Here is a 15,625-nt window from a genome sequence, read left to right as displayed (position 1 = left end):
GATTGGCTGATCACAAAGCGCCTCTCTAGTACAATGCCCGCCGGACAATCTATGAGACCGAGGACGCCATGTGGTTTAAAAACCTGCAGATTTATCGCTTTACCCGCCCCTTTGACCTGACAGTGGATCAGCTGGAAACCCAGCTCGAGGCCTGCGCCTTCACCCCTTGTGGCAGTCAGGACATCTCCCGGTTCGGTTGGGTCAAGCCCCTTGGCAAATTCGGCTCGACCCTGACCCACTCGGCCGCCGGCCACATCCTGCTCTGTGCCCGCAAGGAAGAGAAGATGCTGCCGGGCTCCGTCGTCAAGGAGATGCTGGCGGAGAAGGTAGAAGCGATCGAATTCGAGCAGGGCCGCGCCCTCAAGAAGAAAGAGAAGGAAGCGCTGAAGGAGGAGATACTCCACACCCTGCTGCCCCGTGCCTTCAGTCGTACCAGCCAGACCTTCGCCTGGATCAATCCGGCTGACAATCTGATGGTGGTGGACGCGGGCTCCGCCAAGAAGGCGGACGATCTGCTGGCCCTGCTGCGCAAGAGCATAGGCACCCTGCCCGTGGTGCCCGTGGCCCTCAAGAATCCGCCCGAGATCACCATGACCGAGTGGCTGAGCGAGGGCAATCTGCCCGCCTCCTTCGCGCTGGAAGACGAAGCCGAGCTGCGCAGTGCCATGGAGCACGGCGGCATCATCCGCTGCAAGCAGCAGGATCTGATGACCGACGAGATCAAGAACCACCTGTCCAACGACAAGCTGGTGACCAAGCTGGCCCTCAACTGGGGCGAGACCCTGAGCTTCGTGCTGGGGGATGACATCTCCATCAAGCGCCTCAAGTTCAGCGAAGAGCTGCGCGAGCAGAACGACGACGTGACCAGTGAAGATCCGGCCGCCCGTCTGGACGCCGACTTCGCCCTGGTGACCGCCGAGCTGGCCCAGTTCATCCCGGCGCTGTTTGCCGCCCTGGGTGGCGAAGAGCAGTCCATCTAGCCCGGCCTGCTTCACCAAATTGCAAAAACCGCCCCAGGGCGGTTTTTTTATGGCCGGCGCTGACGGATGGGGCCTATTGATAAATGAGTAAGGCATTGATCCTGTTCAACAACTTGAGTAACCAGTGCCAATCGTGACATAGTCGCCCCTCATGGTCATAAAACAGACAAGGAGAGTGTCATGTTGCTCAAACCCCTGGGGCTGACCCTTGCCCTCGCCCTGCTGGCCGGTTGTGCCAGCGACAAGGGCTTTCACTATGCCCCACCGCCCCAGACCCTGCTTGCCCCCGAGGCAGCCAGCGGCTGGACCAACAAACAGGGCTGGCAGGGCCATGACTTCATGGTGGCGGCCGCCAACCCGCTGGCGGTGGATGCGGGCTACCAGATCATCCAGGCGGGTGGCAGCGCCGTGGATGCCGCCATCGCGGTGCAACTGGTGCTGACCCTGGTGGAGCCGCAATCCTCCGGCATCGGCGGTGGCTCCCTGCTGCTGGTGTGGGATGGCAGCAAGGTCGCGGCTGTGGATGGCCGCGAGACGGCCCCTGCCGCCGCCACGGATCAGCTGTTCATGAAGGATGGCAAGCCGATGGCCTTCTACGATGGCGTGGTGGGTGGCCGCTCGGTCGGCGCGCCGGGCACGGTACGGGCACTGGCGCTGGCCCATCAGCGCTATGGCAAGCTGCCCTGGGCCACGTTGTTCGAGCCCGCCATCACGCTCGCGGAGCAGGGTTTTGTGATAAGCCCGCGGCTGGCCACCCTGCTGGCAAAAGATCCCTACCTCGCCAGGGACCCGGATGCCCGTGCCTACTTCTATCTGCCGGATGGCACTCCCAGGCCCGCCGGCAGCACGCTCAGCAACCCGGCGCTGGCCAAGGTGCTGCGCACCCTGGCCACACAGGGGGCGGATGCCTTCTATCAGGGGCCGCTGGCCCAGGCCATGGTCGCCAAGGTGCGCCAGCATCCCACCAATCCCGGCGTGCTGGCGGCGGCGGATCTGGCCAGCTACCAGGCCAAGCTGCGGGACGGTCTCTGCTTTGACTATCGCCAGAGCCAGATCTGCGGCTTTCCCACCCCCTCCTCCGGCACCATAGCCCTGGGCCAGATCTTCGGCATGCTGGAGAGCCGCGACATGGTGGCCCTCAAGCCGATCGCCACGACGGAAGGGGGACTGGCCGCATCAAGCGAGGCCATTCATCTCTACAGCGAGGCGGCGCGGCTCGCCTTCGCCGATCGCAACCAGTATGTGGCGGACGGCGATCTTGTCAGCGTGCCGGTGAAGGGTCTGCTGGACAAGGGCTATCTGGCCGAGCGGAGCAAGCTTATCGGCGAGCGTTCCATGGGCCTGGCCCAACCGGGCACGCCGCCGCTGGCACTGGCTCGCGGCAAGGATGCTACCCCCGAGCTGCCTTCCACCAGCCACGTCTCCATCGTCGACAAGGCGGGCATGGCAGTCTCCATGACCAGCTCCATCGAGGATGGCTTCGGTTCTCGGCTGATGGTCAACGGCTACCTGCTCAACAACCAGCTCACCGATTTTTCCTTCACCTCGCTGGATGCTGCCGGTCTGCCGGTGGCGAACCGGGTAGCGCCCGGCAAACGGCCGCGCTCCTCCATGTCCCCTCTGCTGGTGTTTGACAAGCACAGTGGCGAGCTCGAAATGAGCCTGGGCTCTCCGGGGGGCTCCGCCATCATCAACTACGTGGGCAAGACGCTGCTCGGCACCCAGGATTGGGGGCTGAACCTGCAGCAGGCCATCAACCTGCCCAACTTCGGCAGCCGCAACGGCCCCACCGAGCTGGAGGCGGGACGCACCCCCGAGGCAGTGGTCGAGGGGCTCAAGGCGAGGGGACACGAGGTGGTGCTGAGCGAGCAGACCTCGGGCCTACAGGGGGTCGAGCGCAATGCCGGCGGCTGGTTCGGCGCCGCCGATCCGAGGCGCGAGGGGATTGCCAAGGGCGAATAAGTGCCCGCGTCTCTGCAACAAGGCGACCTCAGGGTCGCCTTGTTGCTTGTTGCGCCCTGGCGCCGCCCCGGGGCGCACACTTGCAGACCAAAATCATCGCAGATTAATTACTCCTGCCAACAAAATGGAGAAAGGCGCCCCTTCCCCCCTGCATTTCGATACTTATGCACTTTTAATCGCAAATAAGCGTTGAAATGTGGATAAATATTGCTTTTAGGCAAAAAATGTATTATTTTTCAACAGAAACGACAACTGTTGTCCCCAATATCCAGTGTTTGTCGCGGCCAACATCTGTCTCTTTCGCCCCCTGCTCATTGACAGCTGCCCTGTTCATCCCGCGCGGTGATCTGGTAGCCCCCTGACTGCCATTAGCGAGGTGACGACATGGACCACTCCCTTCCCCTGATTACCACCCTGGTTGGCGGCTTCGTGCTCGCCTACGTGCTCGGCATGCTTGCCCATCGCCTCAAGATCTCGCCCATGGTGGGTTATCTGGCGGCCGGGGTGATCTCGGGCCCCTTCACGCCTGGCTATGTGGCCGACATGGCGCTGGTGCCCGAGCTGGCGGAACTGGGCGTTATCCTGTTGATGTTCGGGGTGGGCCTGCACTTCTCCTTCAGCGACCTGATGTCGGTGAAGAAGATCGCCATTCCGGGCGCCATCGTCCAGATAGCGGTCGCCACCTTGCTCGGCATGGGGCTCTCCTCCCTTATGGGGTGGGATCTCACCGCCGGTCTGATGTTCGGCCTCGCCCTCTCCACCGCCAGTACAGTGGTGCTGCTGCGGGCGCTGGAGAGCCGCCAGAACCTGGAGACCCTGCAGGGGCGCATCGCCATCGGCTGGCTCATCGTCGAGGATCTGGTGATGGTGCTGGCGCTGGTGATGCTGCCCATACTCGCCAATATCCAGCACGGCGATCAGAGCATGAGCTGGCAGAGCATAACGCTGGATCTGGGCTGGACCCTCGGCAAGGTCGCCCTGTTCGTGGCGCTGATGATGGTGGTGGGCAGCCGCTTCATCCCCTGGTTGCTGGCCCACACCGCCAGCACGGGCTCCCGCGAGCTGTTCACCCTGGCGGTACTGACCGGCTCCCTCGGCATCGCCTTCGGCGCGGTCAAGCTGTTCGGCGTCTCCTTCGCCCTCGGCGCCTTCTTCGCCGGCATCGTCATGAACAGCTCCGAGCTGAGCCATCGCGCCGCCAACAACACCTTGCCGCTGCAGGATGCCTTCGCCGTGCTCTTCTTCGTCTCGGTGGGCATGCTGTTCAACCCCGCTGTGCTGCTGACGGATCCGCTGGCGGTGCTGGCCACCCTGTTCATCATCATGTTCGGCAAGTCGGTGGCGGCCTACGCCATAGTGCGGCTGTTTCGCTACAGCCAGCGCACCGCGCTCACCATCTCCGCCAGCCTGGCCCAGATCGGCGAGTTCTCCTTCATCCTGATAGGGCTCGCCATCGTGCTCAAGCTGGTGCCGGAAGCGGCCCGGGATCTGATCCTGGTGGGTGCCAGCCTCTCCATCATGCTCAATCCGCTGGTGTTCAACGCCGTCGAGCGCTACCTGGAGAAACACCCGGATGCCGACAACACCCAGGCGCTGGCCGAGTGCAAGTGCCCGGCCGTCGAGATGAAGGAGCACACTGTGCTGGTGGGCTTTGGCCGGGTCGGCCGCCTGCTGGTGGAAGGGCTGCAAGCCGCAGAGCGGCCGCTGGTGGTGATAGAGCAGGATCCGCACCGGCTGGAGAGCCTGCACCAGGCCGGGATCCCTCATATCAATGGCAACGTGGCAAACGATGAGGTGCTGTGTCGCGCCGCCATCGCCGATGCCAGCTGGCTGCTGGTGGCCATCCCCAACAGCTTCGAGGCCGGCGAGGCCATCGCCCAGGCCAGGCTGATCAATCCGACCATCCGGGTCATAGCCCGCGCCCACAGCGATGACGAAGTCAACTTCCTCACCCGGCAGGGGGCAGACAAGGTGATCATGGGGGAGCGGGAAATAGCGCTCGGCATGCTGGCCGAAACCACGGGCTGACCGCCATTGGCAGGGAGCAAACCGACAGAGAGGGGCCCCAGGCCCCTTTCGTTTGGGCCGAGCGCAACGGCCAGCCCCCAGCCATAGTGGCGCAACATCGCCGACATGGCACACTTTGGGTCCCTGCGTCAGCCCCCCAGCCGGGGCATAATGGCCAGGGCACGGCAACCAGACTGCCACTCCCCTTCTCATCAGCACAAAGCGCTGACCAGCCCGGCCCAACCCCCCGGGTAAACAGCAGATCCTGCAGTGACCCCCACCGGATGGGGCAGCCAGCCCGCCAGATGGGCAGATCCGGCGTGCCCTCCCCTGACTAGACTGGGCAGGTCGTCTTATGACACCCACTTATGTCATTCATCTGTCACGCTACCCGGAAGGATCCGATATGAAACCCTTGCTGACCGCCCTCTTGCTTCCCCTGCTGCCCCTCGCCGTGCAGGCCGCCGACCCCGTCTGGATCACGGTTGGAGCCGACAGCGGCGTCGAACTCAAGCAGGTCAAGGCCAAGCTGGCCCCCCTGTTCAGTGCCAGCGGCGCCCCCGTCCAGCTGGCTCAGGTCGAGGCGAGCGAGCTCGGCACCCTCTCCCACCTGATGCACGAAGGCCATCAGCGCTGCGGCGGCTATGTGGTGCACAGCACCCTGGCCGACGCCCTGCAGAGCATGGCCCAGCCCCTCAGCCAGAACCTGTTCAGTGCTCCGCCGCTGACCCAGGGCGGCAGCGTCAACCGACTGCTGCCCTATCTGGATCAGGGCAACATAGTCGGCACCATCAGCAAGCTCGCCAGCTGGCGCAACCGCTACTACACCACCACCACAGGAGTGCAATCCGCCGACTGGGTGGCCAGCCAGTGGCAGAGCCTGAGCGCAACCCTGCCCTGGGCCAGCGTCAGCCGGGTCAAGCACAGCGGCTACCCGCAGCAATCCGTGGTGCTGACCCTCAAGGGCAGCCGCTATCCGGATGAGGTGGTGGTGATCGGCGGTCATCTCGACTCCACCGCAGGCTCGGCCCCCAACAGCCGCACCCTGGCCCCCGGCGCCGACGATGACGCCTCCGGCATCGCCACCCTGACCGAGGTGCTGAGGGTCATCGCCGAGCAGGGGCGCCAGCCGGAGCGCACCCTGCAATTTATCGGCTATGCGGCGGAAGAGGTGGGTCTGCGCGGCTCCAAGGACATCGCCAGTCGCTACAAGGCGGCCAACACCAAGGTACTGGCGGCGTTGCAGCTGGACATGACCAACTACCAGGGCTCGGCGGAAGACATCGTCTTCATGACCGACTACACGGACCAGGGACTGACCGGCTATCTCGCCCAGTTGCTCGATGCCTACCTGCCGCAGATAAGCTATGGCTATGACAGCTGCGGCTACGGCTGCTCGGATCACGCCTCCTGGCACAATCAGGGCTATCCCGCCGCCATGCCGTTCGAGTCGCGCTTCAACGACTACAACCCCAACATCCACACGGCGCAGGATACCCTGCCAAATTCGGACGCCTCCGCCGGCCACGCCCTCAAGTTCGCCCAGCTGGCCACCAGCTTCGCCATCGAGATGGGCAAGATCAACTGAGCCAGATGCCGTTGAAAACAGGATAAAAAGAGAGGGAGGCTTGGCCTCCCTCTCTTTTTAACGTCTCCCGTTCAGTGCGACCCGTGTTGCCAGCCGAGCAGGCTGTCCTGGCGCAGCTGCCGCCAGGCGTCACGGGAGAGGCCGGGTTCGCTGGCCGCCAGCATCTGCTGCAATTCGACAAGCTCAAGGGCGCTGGCAGCCCGCGGGGCAGGATCGTCCGGCCAGCAGGCGGCAGGCAGGGCCTGCACGGCCAGCAGGGCGAGGGAGAGTATCAACAGATAGGGCGTCATCCTGGGGCTCTCATGTTCCGTTACCGGGTCTATTCTTGTCGGGACTGATGACGGCTTGATGACAGGGCGGGATCGTCATTTTACAACATCTGACGAGGCGGGCCGGCGCCTGGATGCATATGGCAACATTTATGCCAAATCTGCGCGGACCAGTTAATTTATGCCCTAAAAAGTAGCCGGGAGGAAAACGTTATCCCTGAAAAGAAAACGTTATCTGGTCAAAACGTTGTTTCTGGATCATAAAAAGTATCCAAAAACTGGTGTATATTGCACGGCGGAAACTCCTTAACCATGAAGACTGACATGAAAAAGACCAAAATCGTCTGCACCATCGGTCCCAAGACCGAATCCAAAGAAATGCTGGCTAAAATGCTGGATGCCGGCATGAACGTCATGCGCCTGAACTTCTCCCACGGCGACTACGCCGAGCACGGCGGTCGTATCAACAACCTGCGCGCTGTCATGGCCGAAACCGGCAAGCACGCAGCTATCCTGCTTGACACCAAGGGTCCGGAAATCCGTACCATCAAGCTGGAAGGCGGCAATGACGTTGCCCTGGTCGCTGGCCAGACCTTCACCTTCACCACAGACCAGACTGTGGTTGGCAACAAAGACAAAGTGGCCGTGACCTATGCCGGTTTCGCCAACGACCTGCGCGTCGGCAACCGCATCCTGGTGGATGACGGCCTGATCGGCCTGGACGTGATCGAAATCACCGAGCGTGAAGTTGTCTGTAAAGTGCTGAACAACGGTGATCTGGGCGAGAACAAGGGCATCAACCTGCCGGGCGTCTCCATCAAGCTGCCGGCCCTGGCCGAGAAAGACAAGCGCGACCTCATCTTCGGTTGCGAGCAAGGCGTTGATTTCGTTGCTGCCTCCTTCATTCGCAAGAAAGAAGACGTGCTGGAAATCCGTGAGCACTTGAAAGCCCACGGTGGCGAGAACATCCAGATCATCTCCAAGATCGAAAACCAGGAAGGCCTGGACAACTTCGACGAGATCCTGGCTGTCTCCGACGGCATCATGGTTGCACGTGGCGACATGGGCGTGGAAATTCCGGTTGAAGAAGTGATCTTCGCCCAGAAGATGATCATCACCAAGTGCAACAAGGCACGTAAAGTGGTTATCACCGCCACCCAGATGCTGGATTCCATGATCAAGAACCCGCGTCCGACCCGCGCCGAAGCCGGCGACGTGGCCAACGCCATCCTGGACGGTACCGACGCAGTCATGCTGTCCGGTGAGTCCGCCAAGGGCAAGTACCCGCTGGAAGCCGTGACCATCATGGCCACCATCTGCGAGCGTACCGATGCCGTGATGCCGTCCAACCTGTCTGCTGCCAACGACAGCAACAAGCTGCGCATCACCGAAGCCGTCTGTAAAGGCGCGGTCGAGACCTCCGAGAAGCTGGATGCCCCGCTGATCGTGGTTGCCACCGAAGGCGGCAAGTCTGCCAAGGCCATTCGCAAGTACTTCCCGCAAGCCTGGATCCTGGCCATCACCACCAACAAGAAGACAGCTGCCCAGCTGGTTCTGACCAAGGGTGTGATTGCTCACGTGGTTGACAGCATCGCCTCCACCGACGATTTCTATCGCATCGGCAAAGAAGCGGCGCTGGCCAGCGGCATGGGTCTGAAGGGTGACGTGGTCGTCATGGTCTCCGGTGCCCTGGTACCGAGCGGCACCACCAACACCGCCTCCGTTCACGTACTCTAATCCGTACCGAACCGATGAAACGGCGCCTGCGGGCGCCGTTTTTTTTATCTGCCCCCCTGCTTCCCGTTCAAGCCCGGTGTTAGAATCCACGCGGATTCAATCCAAGTGGGAAATTTCCCAACTATCGCGTAATAACCCGGAAGTTTTATGCTCTCAACACGCTTCAAAAGAGCCTCGGCCACCCTGTTGCCGCTGCTCTGCTTATTCATCAGCCTCTGCGTACCGCAAGCCATGGCGCAGGACGTGCCCCAAAGAGCCAGCGTACAGCGCGCGCTCGATGCCCTCGGCAAGTCAGACACCCTCACCGTCAGCCAGCAGGCCGACCAGAAGCTCCTGACCGAGACCCTCAGCCTGCTCGACAGCATCGAGAAGGAGCACGCCAAGGCCAAGAGCCAAACCCAACGCCTTCGCTCCCTGCCGGGTGAGCTCAGGGACATCAGCGCCAAACTCGATGCCCTGACCCAGAACAAGAGCGCCGAGCAGATCAAGAGCGAGTACGCCAGCATGAGCCTGGCGGAACTGGACAGCCGCCAGCCTGAAGTGCTGGCCAACATGCAGGATGCCCAGGAAACCCTCGGCACCATAGGCAGCCAGCTCACCAGTCTGCAAACCCTGCCGGAGCGGGCCCAGACCAACATGAGCCGCGCCTATCAGCGCAGCCAGGAGATCCGCACCCGCCTCAACGTCGGTGACAGCGTCAGCAGTGCCGAGAAGATGAAGCTGGGCGCCGAGCTGGCCTTGCTGGAGCTGCAACTGGCCAACCTGCAACAACAGCTGGATAACCGCACCAGCATGCAGGATCTGGCGGTCAAGCAACGGGACTACCAGAATGCCCGCCTCGCCAACGAGGAGCAGAAGCTGCAACTGCTGCAGGAGCAGAGCAGTGCCAAACGTCTGGGCGATACCGAAAAAACTGCCGAGCAGACAGGTGAACTGGTCGCCATCGACGATAACCCGCTGGTACAAAAAGAGCAGGAACTCAACCATCAGCTCAGCCAGCAACTGGTCAGCGCCACCACCAATCTCAACAATCTGGTGCAGAAGAACCTGCAAGCCAAGAGCTGGCTGGAACGCGGCACCCAGACAGAGCGCAACCTGAACGAACAGGTACAGATGCTCAAGGGCAACCTGCTGCTGTCGCGCATCCTCTATCAGCTCTACCAGCAGCTGGAGTCCGCCCCCACCTCTGCGGTCAAGAACCTGGAGGAGCAGATCGCCGACCTGCATCTGGCCCAGTTCGAACTGAGCCAGCAACGTGACCAACTGTTCCAGAAAACCCAGTATCTGGACAACCTGATCGCCAACAGCAGCGAACCTGTCACTGCAGAGGACAAGGCCAACCTCTCCACCCTGCTTGACACCCGCATCAGCCTGCTCGACCAGCTCAACCGTCAGCTCGACAGCCAGCTGACCAACGCCATCAGCCTGCAGCTGACCCAGCAACAGCTGGCGCGGATCTACGCCTCCATCGAATTTACCCTGCAGCAACACATCTTCTGGGTCAGCAGCAACAAACCCATCGACATGAAGTGGTTCATCAACTGGCCGGCCCAGGCCTACAAGCAAGCCTCGGACTGGGTGCTGAAGCCGGACTGGGACGGCTGGGGCGAGATGCTGCTGCCGGTTTCCCTGCTCGCCTTCCCGCTGCTGCTGGTGGGTGGCCTGCTGATCTGGAAGCGCCCGACCCTGGTCAAGCGCCAGCAGAGGATCGCCAAGGATCTGGGACGTTTTCGCCAGGACAGCCAGTGGCACACGCCGCGCGCCCTGCTCTATTCCGTGCTGCAGCGCCTGCCGGGCAGCCTGTTCATACTGGCTGCCGGTCTCTGGCTCACTTACTGCGGCCTGCTCAGCCCCAAACTGATTTTCCAGATCACCCTCAACCTGGCCCTCGGTTATCTGGTGTTCAGCGTCTATCTGGCGGTAATGCGTCCGGGCGGCATTGCCGAATCCCACTTCCGCATGCCGAAGGCCGAGCTGCAGGCCAAGCGCACCAGCATGCGCTATCTGTGGCTGCCGCTGCTGCCGCTCATCATGCTCTCGACCAAGGCGGTGGTAGAACCCTCGTCGCTAGGCAACGATGTGGTCGGTCAGGCACTGACCCTGCTGCTGCTGGGCCTCACCACCTATCTGGTGTTCCCCATCTCTCGCGCCATTATCAAGGGCGAGGGCAGCATGCAGCAGTCGATCACCGCGGGCGCCCTGGCGCTGGCGCCGGTAGCACTGATGGTGCTGGTCGGCCTGGGCTACTACTACACGGCGCTGAAACTGACCGGCCGTCTGGTGGAGTCCTTCTACCTGCTGATCATCTGGAGCCTGGTCTACCGCACCGCCCTGCGTGGTCTGGAGCTGGCTGCCCGCCGTCTGGCTTACCGCCGTGCAGTGGCCAAGCGTGAGCACAGATCGGTGGAAGACGCGGAAGGTGGCGAGTCCATCGAAGAGCAACCCATGGATCTGGAGGATGTCAGCCAGCAATCCCTGCGCTTGACCCGTACCGTGCTGCTGCTGGTATTCGGTGTCGCCTTCTACTGGCTCTGGTCTGATCTGGTGGCTGTCTTCTCCTACCTCGACAGCATGGTGCTGTGGCACCGCAGTGAAGGGAGCGGCGCCAATGCCGTGCTCTTCCCGATCAGCCTGAGCGACGTGCTGATCGGCTTCCTCCTGCTCGGAGGCGCCTGGTCACTGGCCCGCAACCTGCCCGGTCTGCTGGAGGTGCTGGTGCTCTCCAAGTTGAACCTGGCCCAGGGTACCGCCTACGCCATCACCACCATGCTCAACTATGTGCTGATCGGCTTCGGCTCCCTGACCGCCCTCTCCATGATGGGCGTGCAGTGGGACAAGCTGCAGTGGGTAGCGGGTGGTCTGTCGGTCGGTATCGGTTTTGGCATGAAGGAGATCCTCTCCAACTTCGTCTCGGGCATCATCATACTGTTCGAGCGTCCGGTGCGGATCGGCGACACAGTCACCATTGGTCCCTTCTCCGGTACCGTCTCCAGGATCCGCATTCGCGCCACCACCCTGACCGACTTCGACCGCAAAGAGGTGATCATCCCCAACCAGCAGCTGATGACAGAGCGGCTGATCAACTGGTCCCTGAGCGATACCGTCACCCGCGTCATAGTGCGGGTAGGGGTCGCCTACGGCTCGGATCTGGAGCTGACCCGCACCCTGCTCAAGCAGGCCGCAGACGACAACAGCCGCGTGTTGAAAGACCCGGCCCCCATCGTCTACTTCCTCACCTTCGGCCCCAGCACCCTGGATCACGAGCTGCGCTTCTTCGTGAGCGAGCTCGGCGATCGCAACCCGGCCGTGGACGAGCTGAACCGCAAGATCGACGCCCTGTTCAAGGCGAACGGTATCGAGATCGCGTTCAACCAGATGGATGTCTACATCAAGAACATGAAGGGCGAAGAGCAGAAGGTGGAGCCCAGCTCCGCCGCCCTGCCGCCGCCGGGCCAGCAGCCCGCCTGATGCAGGACGACAACCAGTACCCAAGGCCCCGTGACGGGGCCTTTTTTATGGTCCTGGCCCGCCCGGCGGAACCGGGTTGGCGGTTTTGTGATGGCGAGGCGAGAACAAGCCGTCACTTATCAGTAACTTGGATAGCGGATAAAGGGCGACGGTACGACCGCCAGTTCGGCCAAGCCGGGATACACTCAGGTGCCACATCCCCACATTTGCAATCGAGGTGCGCCATGAATTCACCATCCAGTCTGCTCGCTTTTCTCGGCTCCCCCCTGCTCGGGGTCGCCGCCACCTATGCCGATCCGGCCAGCAAGGAGACCGGCGTCTATATCTGCGGGGTCGAGATCCATGACGACGATACGCTGCTGCTCAGCTTTCCCAAGGGGCACCAGCTGGCGGCGGGCGACAAGATCACCCTGCACCTGGACAACCGCACTGGGGTCGATGAGTACGATGCCTCCCTGAGCGTCTATCGCGCCTCCTACAAGGGGCGGGTCGAGCGGGTTTCGCCCGGCAGGGTCCATGTCACCCCGCTGCAGTTCGAGCTCTGGTATGGCAATCGGGTGGCCCATGCCTTTGCCCAGCCGGACTACCAGCATCCGCAAGACGGGCGAGAGGCAGTTCCGCTGCCGGTCACCCCGCTCACCGGCTTGCCCGTGCCTGATTTGCGCGAAGTGGAGAACAAGATAGGGGTACTGGTCACCCGGGCCCAGTCACAGCCGCACACCACAGTGCTGGCATTTCTCTCCTCGGATGAGGACGACATCTTCTTCATCACCTTCCCCGAGACCTTCAAATCCCGGCTGCTCAAGCGCGACGGCCGCTGCCATTTCGCCATCGACTCGCGGGCTGTGTTTACCTACACCCGGGCCATCGAGTGGAATTACACCATCATCGCCGCCGATGCCTACCAGATCCCGCAGGATCATCCACTGTTCGAGCCTATTCGCGCCGCGTTCGTGCAGAAAAATCCGTGGGAAGTGGGCTTCTTCAGCCACCCGCAGGTGGAGCTCTATCACCTGAAGGCCCATCAGGTGGTGTGCCCGGGCCGGGCAAAAGAGTAAGCAAAACCCCGGAGGATGGAGATAAGATTGGCCTGCCGTTACCCATGACAAGGAGTAGAGATCAGATGCAGCAGGTCGTTTACGTCGCAAGCCCCGCCAGCCAGCAGATCCACGTGTTCGCCCTGGCCGAGAGCGGGGAGCTCGCGCTATTGCAGGTGGTCGATACCCCGGGCCAGGTCCAGCCGCTGGTGACAAGCCCGGATGGGCGCTGGCTGCATGCCGCCGTGCGGCCCGATTTTGCGGTCATCAGCTACCGGATTGGCATGGATGGCCGGCTCAGCGAACAGGGCTCGGCGCCGCTGGCGGGCAGTGCCTCCCACACCGCCATCACGGCCGACGGCCGCTTCCTGCTGGCGGCTTCCTACGCCTTCAACCATGTCACCGTCTTCCCCATCGATGCCGCTGGCCTGGTGCAGGCCCCGCACCAGCACATGGATCCGCTGATGACGGCTCACTCGGTCACCCTGCTGGCGGACGAGCAGGGCAGGCAGGAGGCGCTGGTTGCCTGCCTCACCGAAGATGCCATCCGCCGCTTCACCCTGAACGACGAGGGGCGGCTGGCGCCCCATCCGCTGGGAGATCTGCATACCGCCAGCGGTGCCGGGCCAAGGCACCTGGCGCTGCACCCCGTCAATGGCGATATCTACTGCCTGAACGAGCTAGATTGCACCATCAACCGCTACCACAGGCAGGCCGATGGCCATATCCATCTGCAACAGAGTCTGGACATGCTGCCTGCGGGGTATCAGGGAGAGCGCTGGGGGGCGGATCTGCATGTCACGCCGGATGGCCGTTTTCTCTACAGCTGCGAGCGGGCCAGCAGCCTGCTGACCCTGTTTGGCATAGCGGAGCTGGATGGCAGCCTGACCCCGCTGGCCCACTTCCCGACCGAGACAATGCCGCGCGGCTTTGCCATCGATCACAGCGGCCGCTATCTGCTGGCGGCCGGGCAAGCCTCCCACCAGCTCGCCGTGCACCGCATAGACCCGGGCAGCGGCGAGCTGACGCTGCTCGCGCGCCATCCGGTGGGCGACGGGGCCATGTGGGTGCGAGTGCTGGCCTTGCGCGAGTGACGCCGGGAAAGCGGTCCAAATGAGTGAGGCCACCCTGGGGTGGCCTCTTTTTCATCATCTCAATGCACAGCAAGCCAAGCGCTTAATCCTTGGCACTCTCCATGGCGCCCTCTTCGGAGCTGGCAGGCAGGATCAGGTTGAGCAGTATGGCGGCAACCGATGCCAGGCCGACACCGGCCAGGGCGAAGTCACCGATCTTCATCTCCAGCGCACCGACACCCACGGTCAGGGTCACGGCCACGATGGCGATGTTGCGGGCCAGCCCCAGATCCACCTTGGACTCCACCAGCGTCTTGAGACCGATGGCGGCGATGGATCCGAACAGCAGCAGCATGATGCCGCCCATCACAGGCATGGGGATGGAGGTGAGCAGGGCGTTGAACTTGCCGAAGAAGGCCAGAATGATGGCGAACACCGCGGCCCAGGTCATGGTGACAGGGTTGAAGTTGCGGGTGATCATCACGGCACCGGTCACTTCGGCGTAGGTGGTCACGGGTGGACCACCGATGAAACCGGCGAAGCAGACGCCGATCCCGTCACCGGCCAGGGTACGGTGCAGGCCCGGGTTCTTGGTGTAATCCTGCCCGGTCACGCCACCGATGGCGAGCACGCCGCCTATGTGTTCGATACAGGGGGCTATGGCCACCGGCAGCATGAACAGGGCGGCAGCCCAGTTGATCTCCGGCGTTTCGAAGTGAGGCAGCGCCAGCCAGGGGGTGTTGATCAGGCCGTCGAAGTTCACCTGACCCATCAGCACGGCAGAGACATAACCGGCGATGACACCGCACAGTATGGGGATCAACTTGATCCACCCCTTGCAGAACACGGCCGCAATCAGGGTCACCGCCAGCGAGATGCCAGCCAGCGTCAGTGCAGTCCCAGCGGGCACCACCTGCTCACCACCGGCACGGCCCATCGCCATGTTGCAGGCAACCTGAGCGACCGACAGGCCGATCACCATGATCACCGGGCCAATCACCACGGGCGGCAGCAACTTGTGCACAAAGCCCATGCCCCGCACGCGAATGAGTGCGGCCAGGATGAAGTACATGAAACCGGCGGCAAACAGGCCAAACATGGTGGACGGCAGTCCCCAGGTCTGGGTGGCGTAGATGATGGGGGCGATGAAGGCAAAGCTGGAACCGAGGAAAATCGGGACCTGGCGGCGAGTGCAGAGCTGGAACAACAGGGTGCCCACACCGGCGCCAAGCAGGGCCATGGAGGGGTTCAGTCCGGTGAGCAGGGGCACCAGAACCATGGCACCGAAGGCGACAAACAGGATTTGCAGCCCGGCGACACTTTGCTTGACTAAGGAAAACATGGATGTCCTTAATTTTTTGATAACTGACAGGGATATTTGACACTTTTCAGTTATCACAAGACGCTTTCAAGGCGTGAAATGGGCCATTTGGCGTCATTCGTTACCTTTTACTGCTTGGGGAGGGCATGAAACTGGCTTTTTAGGCGGGATTCGTTGCTACAA

10 protein-coding genes are annotated in these 15,625 nt (G+C 62.3%); 8 read left to right on the top strand and 2 right to left on the bottom strand.

The genetic code is table 11. The annotated features are described in order from the left end of the window. The first annotated feature begins 68 nt into the window (after window positions 1-68). The 4 genes from rdgC (at window position 69) to IU367_RS06240 (ending at window position 6,537) form a co-directional block, all read left to right on the top strand. Window positions 69-980 (top strand): recombination-associated protein RdgC, encoded by a 912-nt coding sequence (rdgC, locus tag IU367_RS06255; RefSeq protein ID WP_043137930.1) that lies wholly within the window; start codon window positions 69-71, stop codon window positions 978-980. Between the two features lie 180 nt (window positions 981-1,160). Then, window positions 1,161-2,942: a gamma-glutamyltransferase gene (gene ggt, locus IU367_RS06250; RefSeq protein WP_274453726.1), complete on the top strand. Its 1,782-nt coding sequence runs from the start codon at window positions 1,161-1,163 to the stop codon at window positions 2,940-2,942. Window positions 2,943-3,326: 384 nt separating this feature from the next. Continuing rightward, the gene (ybaL, locus tag IU367_RS06245) at window positions 3,327-4,970 is read left to right on the top strand and encodes a YbaL family putative K(+) efflux transporter (RefSeq protein WP_274453725.1); all 1,644 of its coding nucleotides are present in this window, start codon (window positions 3,327-3,329) and stop codon (window positions 4,968-4,970) included. A gap of 385 nt (window positions 4,971-5,355) precedes the next feature. Beyond that, complete coding sequence (locus IU367_RS06240; protein ID WP_274453724.1) at window positions 5,356-6,537, top strand: M28 family metallopeptidase; 1,182 nt, start codon at window positions 5,356-5,358, stop codon at window positions 6,535-6,537. A gap of 71 nt (window positions 6,538-6,608) precedes the next feature. Here the strand turns inward: IU367_RS06240 and IU367_RS06235 are convergent, their stop codons facing one another. Beyond that, complete coding sequence (locus IU367_RS06235) at window positions 6,609-6,827, bottom strand: hypothetical protein (RefSeq protein WP_274453723.1); 219 nt, start codon at window positions 6,825-6,827, stop codon at window positions 6,609-6,611. Between the two features lie 303 nt (window positions 6,828-7,130). Here IU367_RS06235 and pykF point away from each other — a divergent pair, with 303 nt between their 5' ends. The 4 genes from pykF (at window position 7,131) to pgl (ending at window position 14,142) form a co-directional block, all read left to right on the top strand. Then, window positions 7,131-8,543, top strand: a complete 1,413-nt coding sequence (gene pykF / locus IU367_RS06230; RefSeq protein WP_042870985.1) for a pyruvate kinase PykF — start codon at window positions 7,131-7,133, stop codon at window positions 8,541-8,543. A 147-nt stretch (window positions 8,544-8,690) separates the two neighbouring features. After that, complete coding sequence (mscK, locus tag IU367_RS06225; protein ID WP_274453722.1) at window positions 8,691-12,011, top strand: mechanosensitive channel MscK; 3,321 nt, start codon at window positions 8,691-8,693, stop codon at window positions 12,009-12,011. A gap of 224 nt (window positions 12,012-12,235) precedes the next feature. Next, window positions 12,236-13,069 (top strand): pyridoxamine 5'-phosphate oxidase family protein, encoded by an 834-nt coding sequence (locus IU367_RS06220; RefSeq protein WP_274453721.1) that lies wholly within the window; start codon window positions 12,236-12,238, stop codon window positions 13,067-13,069. Between the two features lie 65 nt (window positions 13,070-13,134). After that, window positions 13,135-14,142: a 6-phosphogluconolactonase gene (gene pgl / locus IU367_RS06215; RefSeq protein ID WP_274453720.1), complete on the top strand. Its 1,008-nt coding sequence runs from the start codon at window positions 13,135-13,137 to the stop codon at window positions 14,140-14,142. A gap of 82 nt (window positions 14,143-14,224) precedes the next feature. Here pgl and IU367_RS06210 read toward each other — a convergent pair whose 3' ends face one another. Further along, window positions 14,225-15,463: a uracil-xanthine permease family protein gene (locus tag IU367_RS06210; RefSeq protein WP_043556388.1), complete on the bottom strand. Its 1,239-nt coding sequence runs from the start codon at window positions 15,461-15,463 to the stop codon at window positions 14,225-14,227. Window positions 15,464-15,625 lie beyond the last annotated feature (162 nt).

Source organism: Aeromonas bestiarum (genome assembly GCF_028751155.1).
GTDB classification, from domain to species: domain Bacteria; phylum Pseudomonadota; class Gammaproteobacteria; order Enterobacterales; family Aeromonadaceae; genus Aeromonas; species Aeromonas bestiarum.
The sequence above is the reverse complement of the archived record's forward strand: the minus strand, read 5'-3'. Positions and strand labels throughout refer to the sequence as shown.

What these genes read in the sequence shown, in the direction of transcription:
- rdgC (WP_043137930.1), top strand. Translation starts at nt 69, where the DNA reads ATGTGGTTTAAAAACCTGCAGATTTATCGCTTTACCCGCCCCTTTGAC.
- ggt (WP_274453726.1), top strand. Translation starts at nt 1,161, where the DNA reads ATGTTGCTCAAACCCCTGGGGCTGACCCTTGCCCTCGCCCTGCTGGCC.
- ybaL (WP_274453725.1), top strand. Translation starts at nt 3,327, where the DNA reads ATGGACCACTCCCTTCCCCTGATTACCACCCTGGTTGGCGGCTTCGTG.
- IU367_RS06240 (WP_274453724.1), top strand. Translation starts at nt 5,356, where the DNA reads ATGAAACCCTTGCTGACCGCCCTCTTGCTTCCCCTGCTGCCCCTCGCC.
- IU367_RS06235 (WP_274453723.1), bottom strand. Translation starts at nt 6,827, where the DNA reads ATGACGCCCTATCTGTTGATACTCTCCCTCGCCCTGCTGGCCGTGCAG.
- pykF (WP_042870985.1), top strand. Translation starts at nt 7,131, where the DNA reads ATGAAAAAGACCAAAATCGTCTGCACCATCGGTCCCAAGACCGAATCC.
- mscK (WP_274453722.1), top strand. Translation starts at nt 8,691, where the DNA reads ATGCTCTCAACACGCTTCAAAAGAGCCTCGGCCACCCTGTTGCCGCTG.
- IU367_RS06220 (WP_274453721.1), top strand. Translation starts at nt 12,236, where the DNA reads ATGAATTCACCATCCAGTCTGCTCGCTTTTCTCGGCTCCCCCCTGCTC.
- pgl (WP_274453720.1), top strand. Translation starts at nt 13,135, where the DNA reads ATGCAGCAGGTCGTTTACGTCGCAAGCCCCGCCAGCCAGCAGATCCAC.
- IU367_RS06210 (WP_043556388.1), bottom strand. Translation starts at nt 15,463, where the DNA reads ATGTTTTCCTTAGTCAAGCAAAGTGTCGCCGGGCTGCAAATCCTGTTT.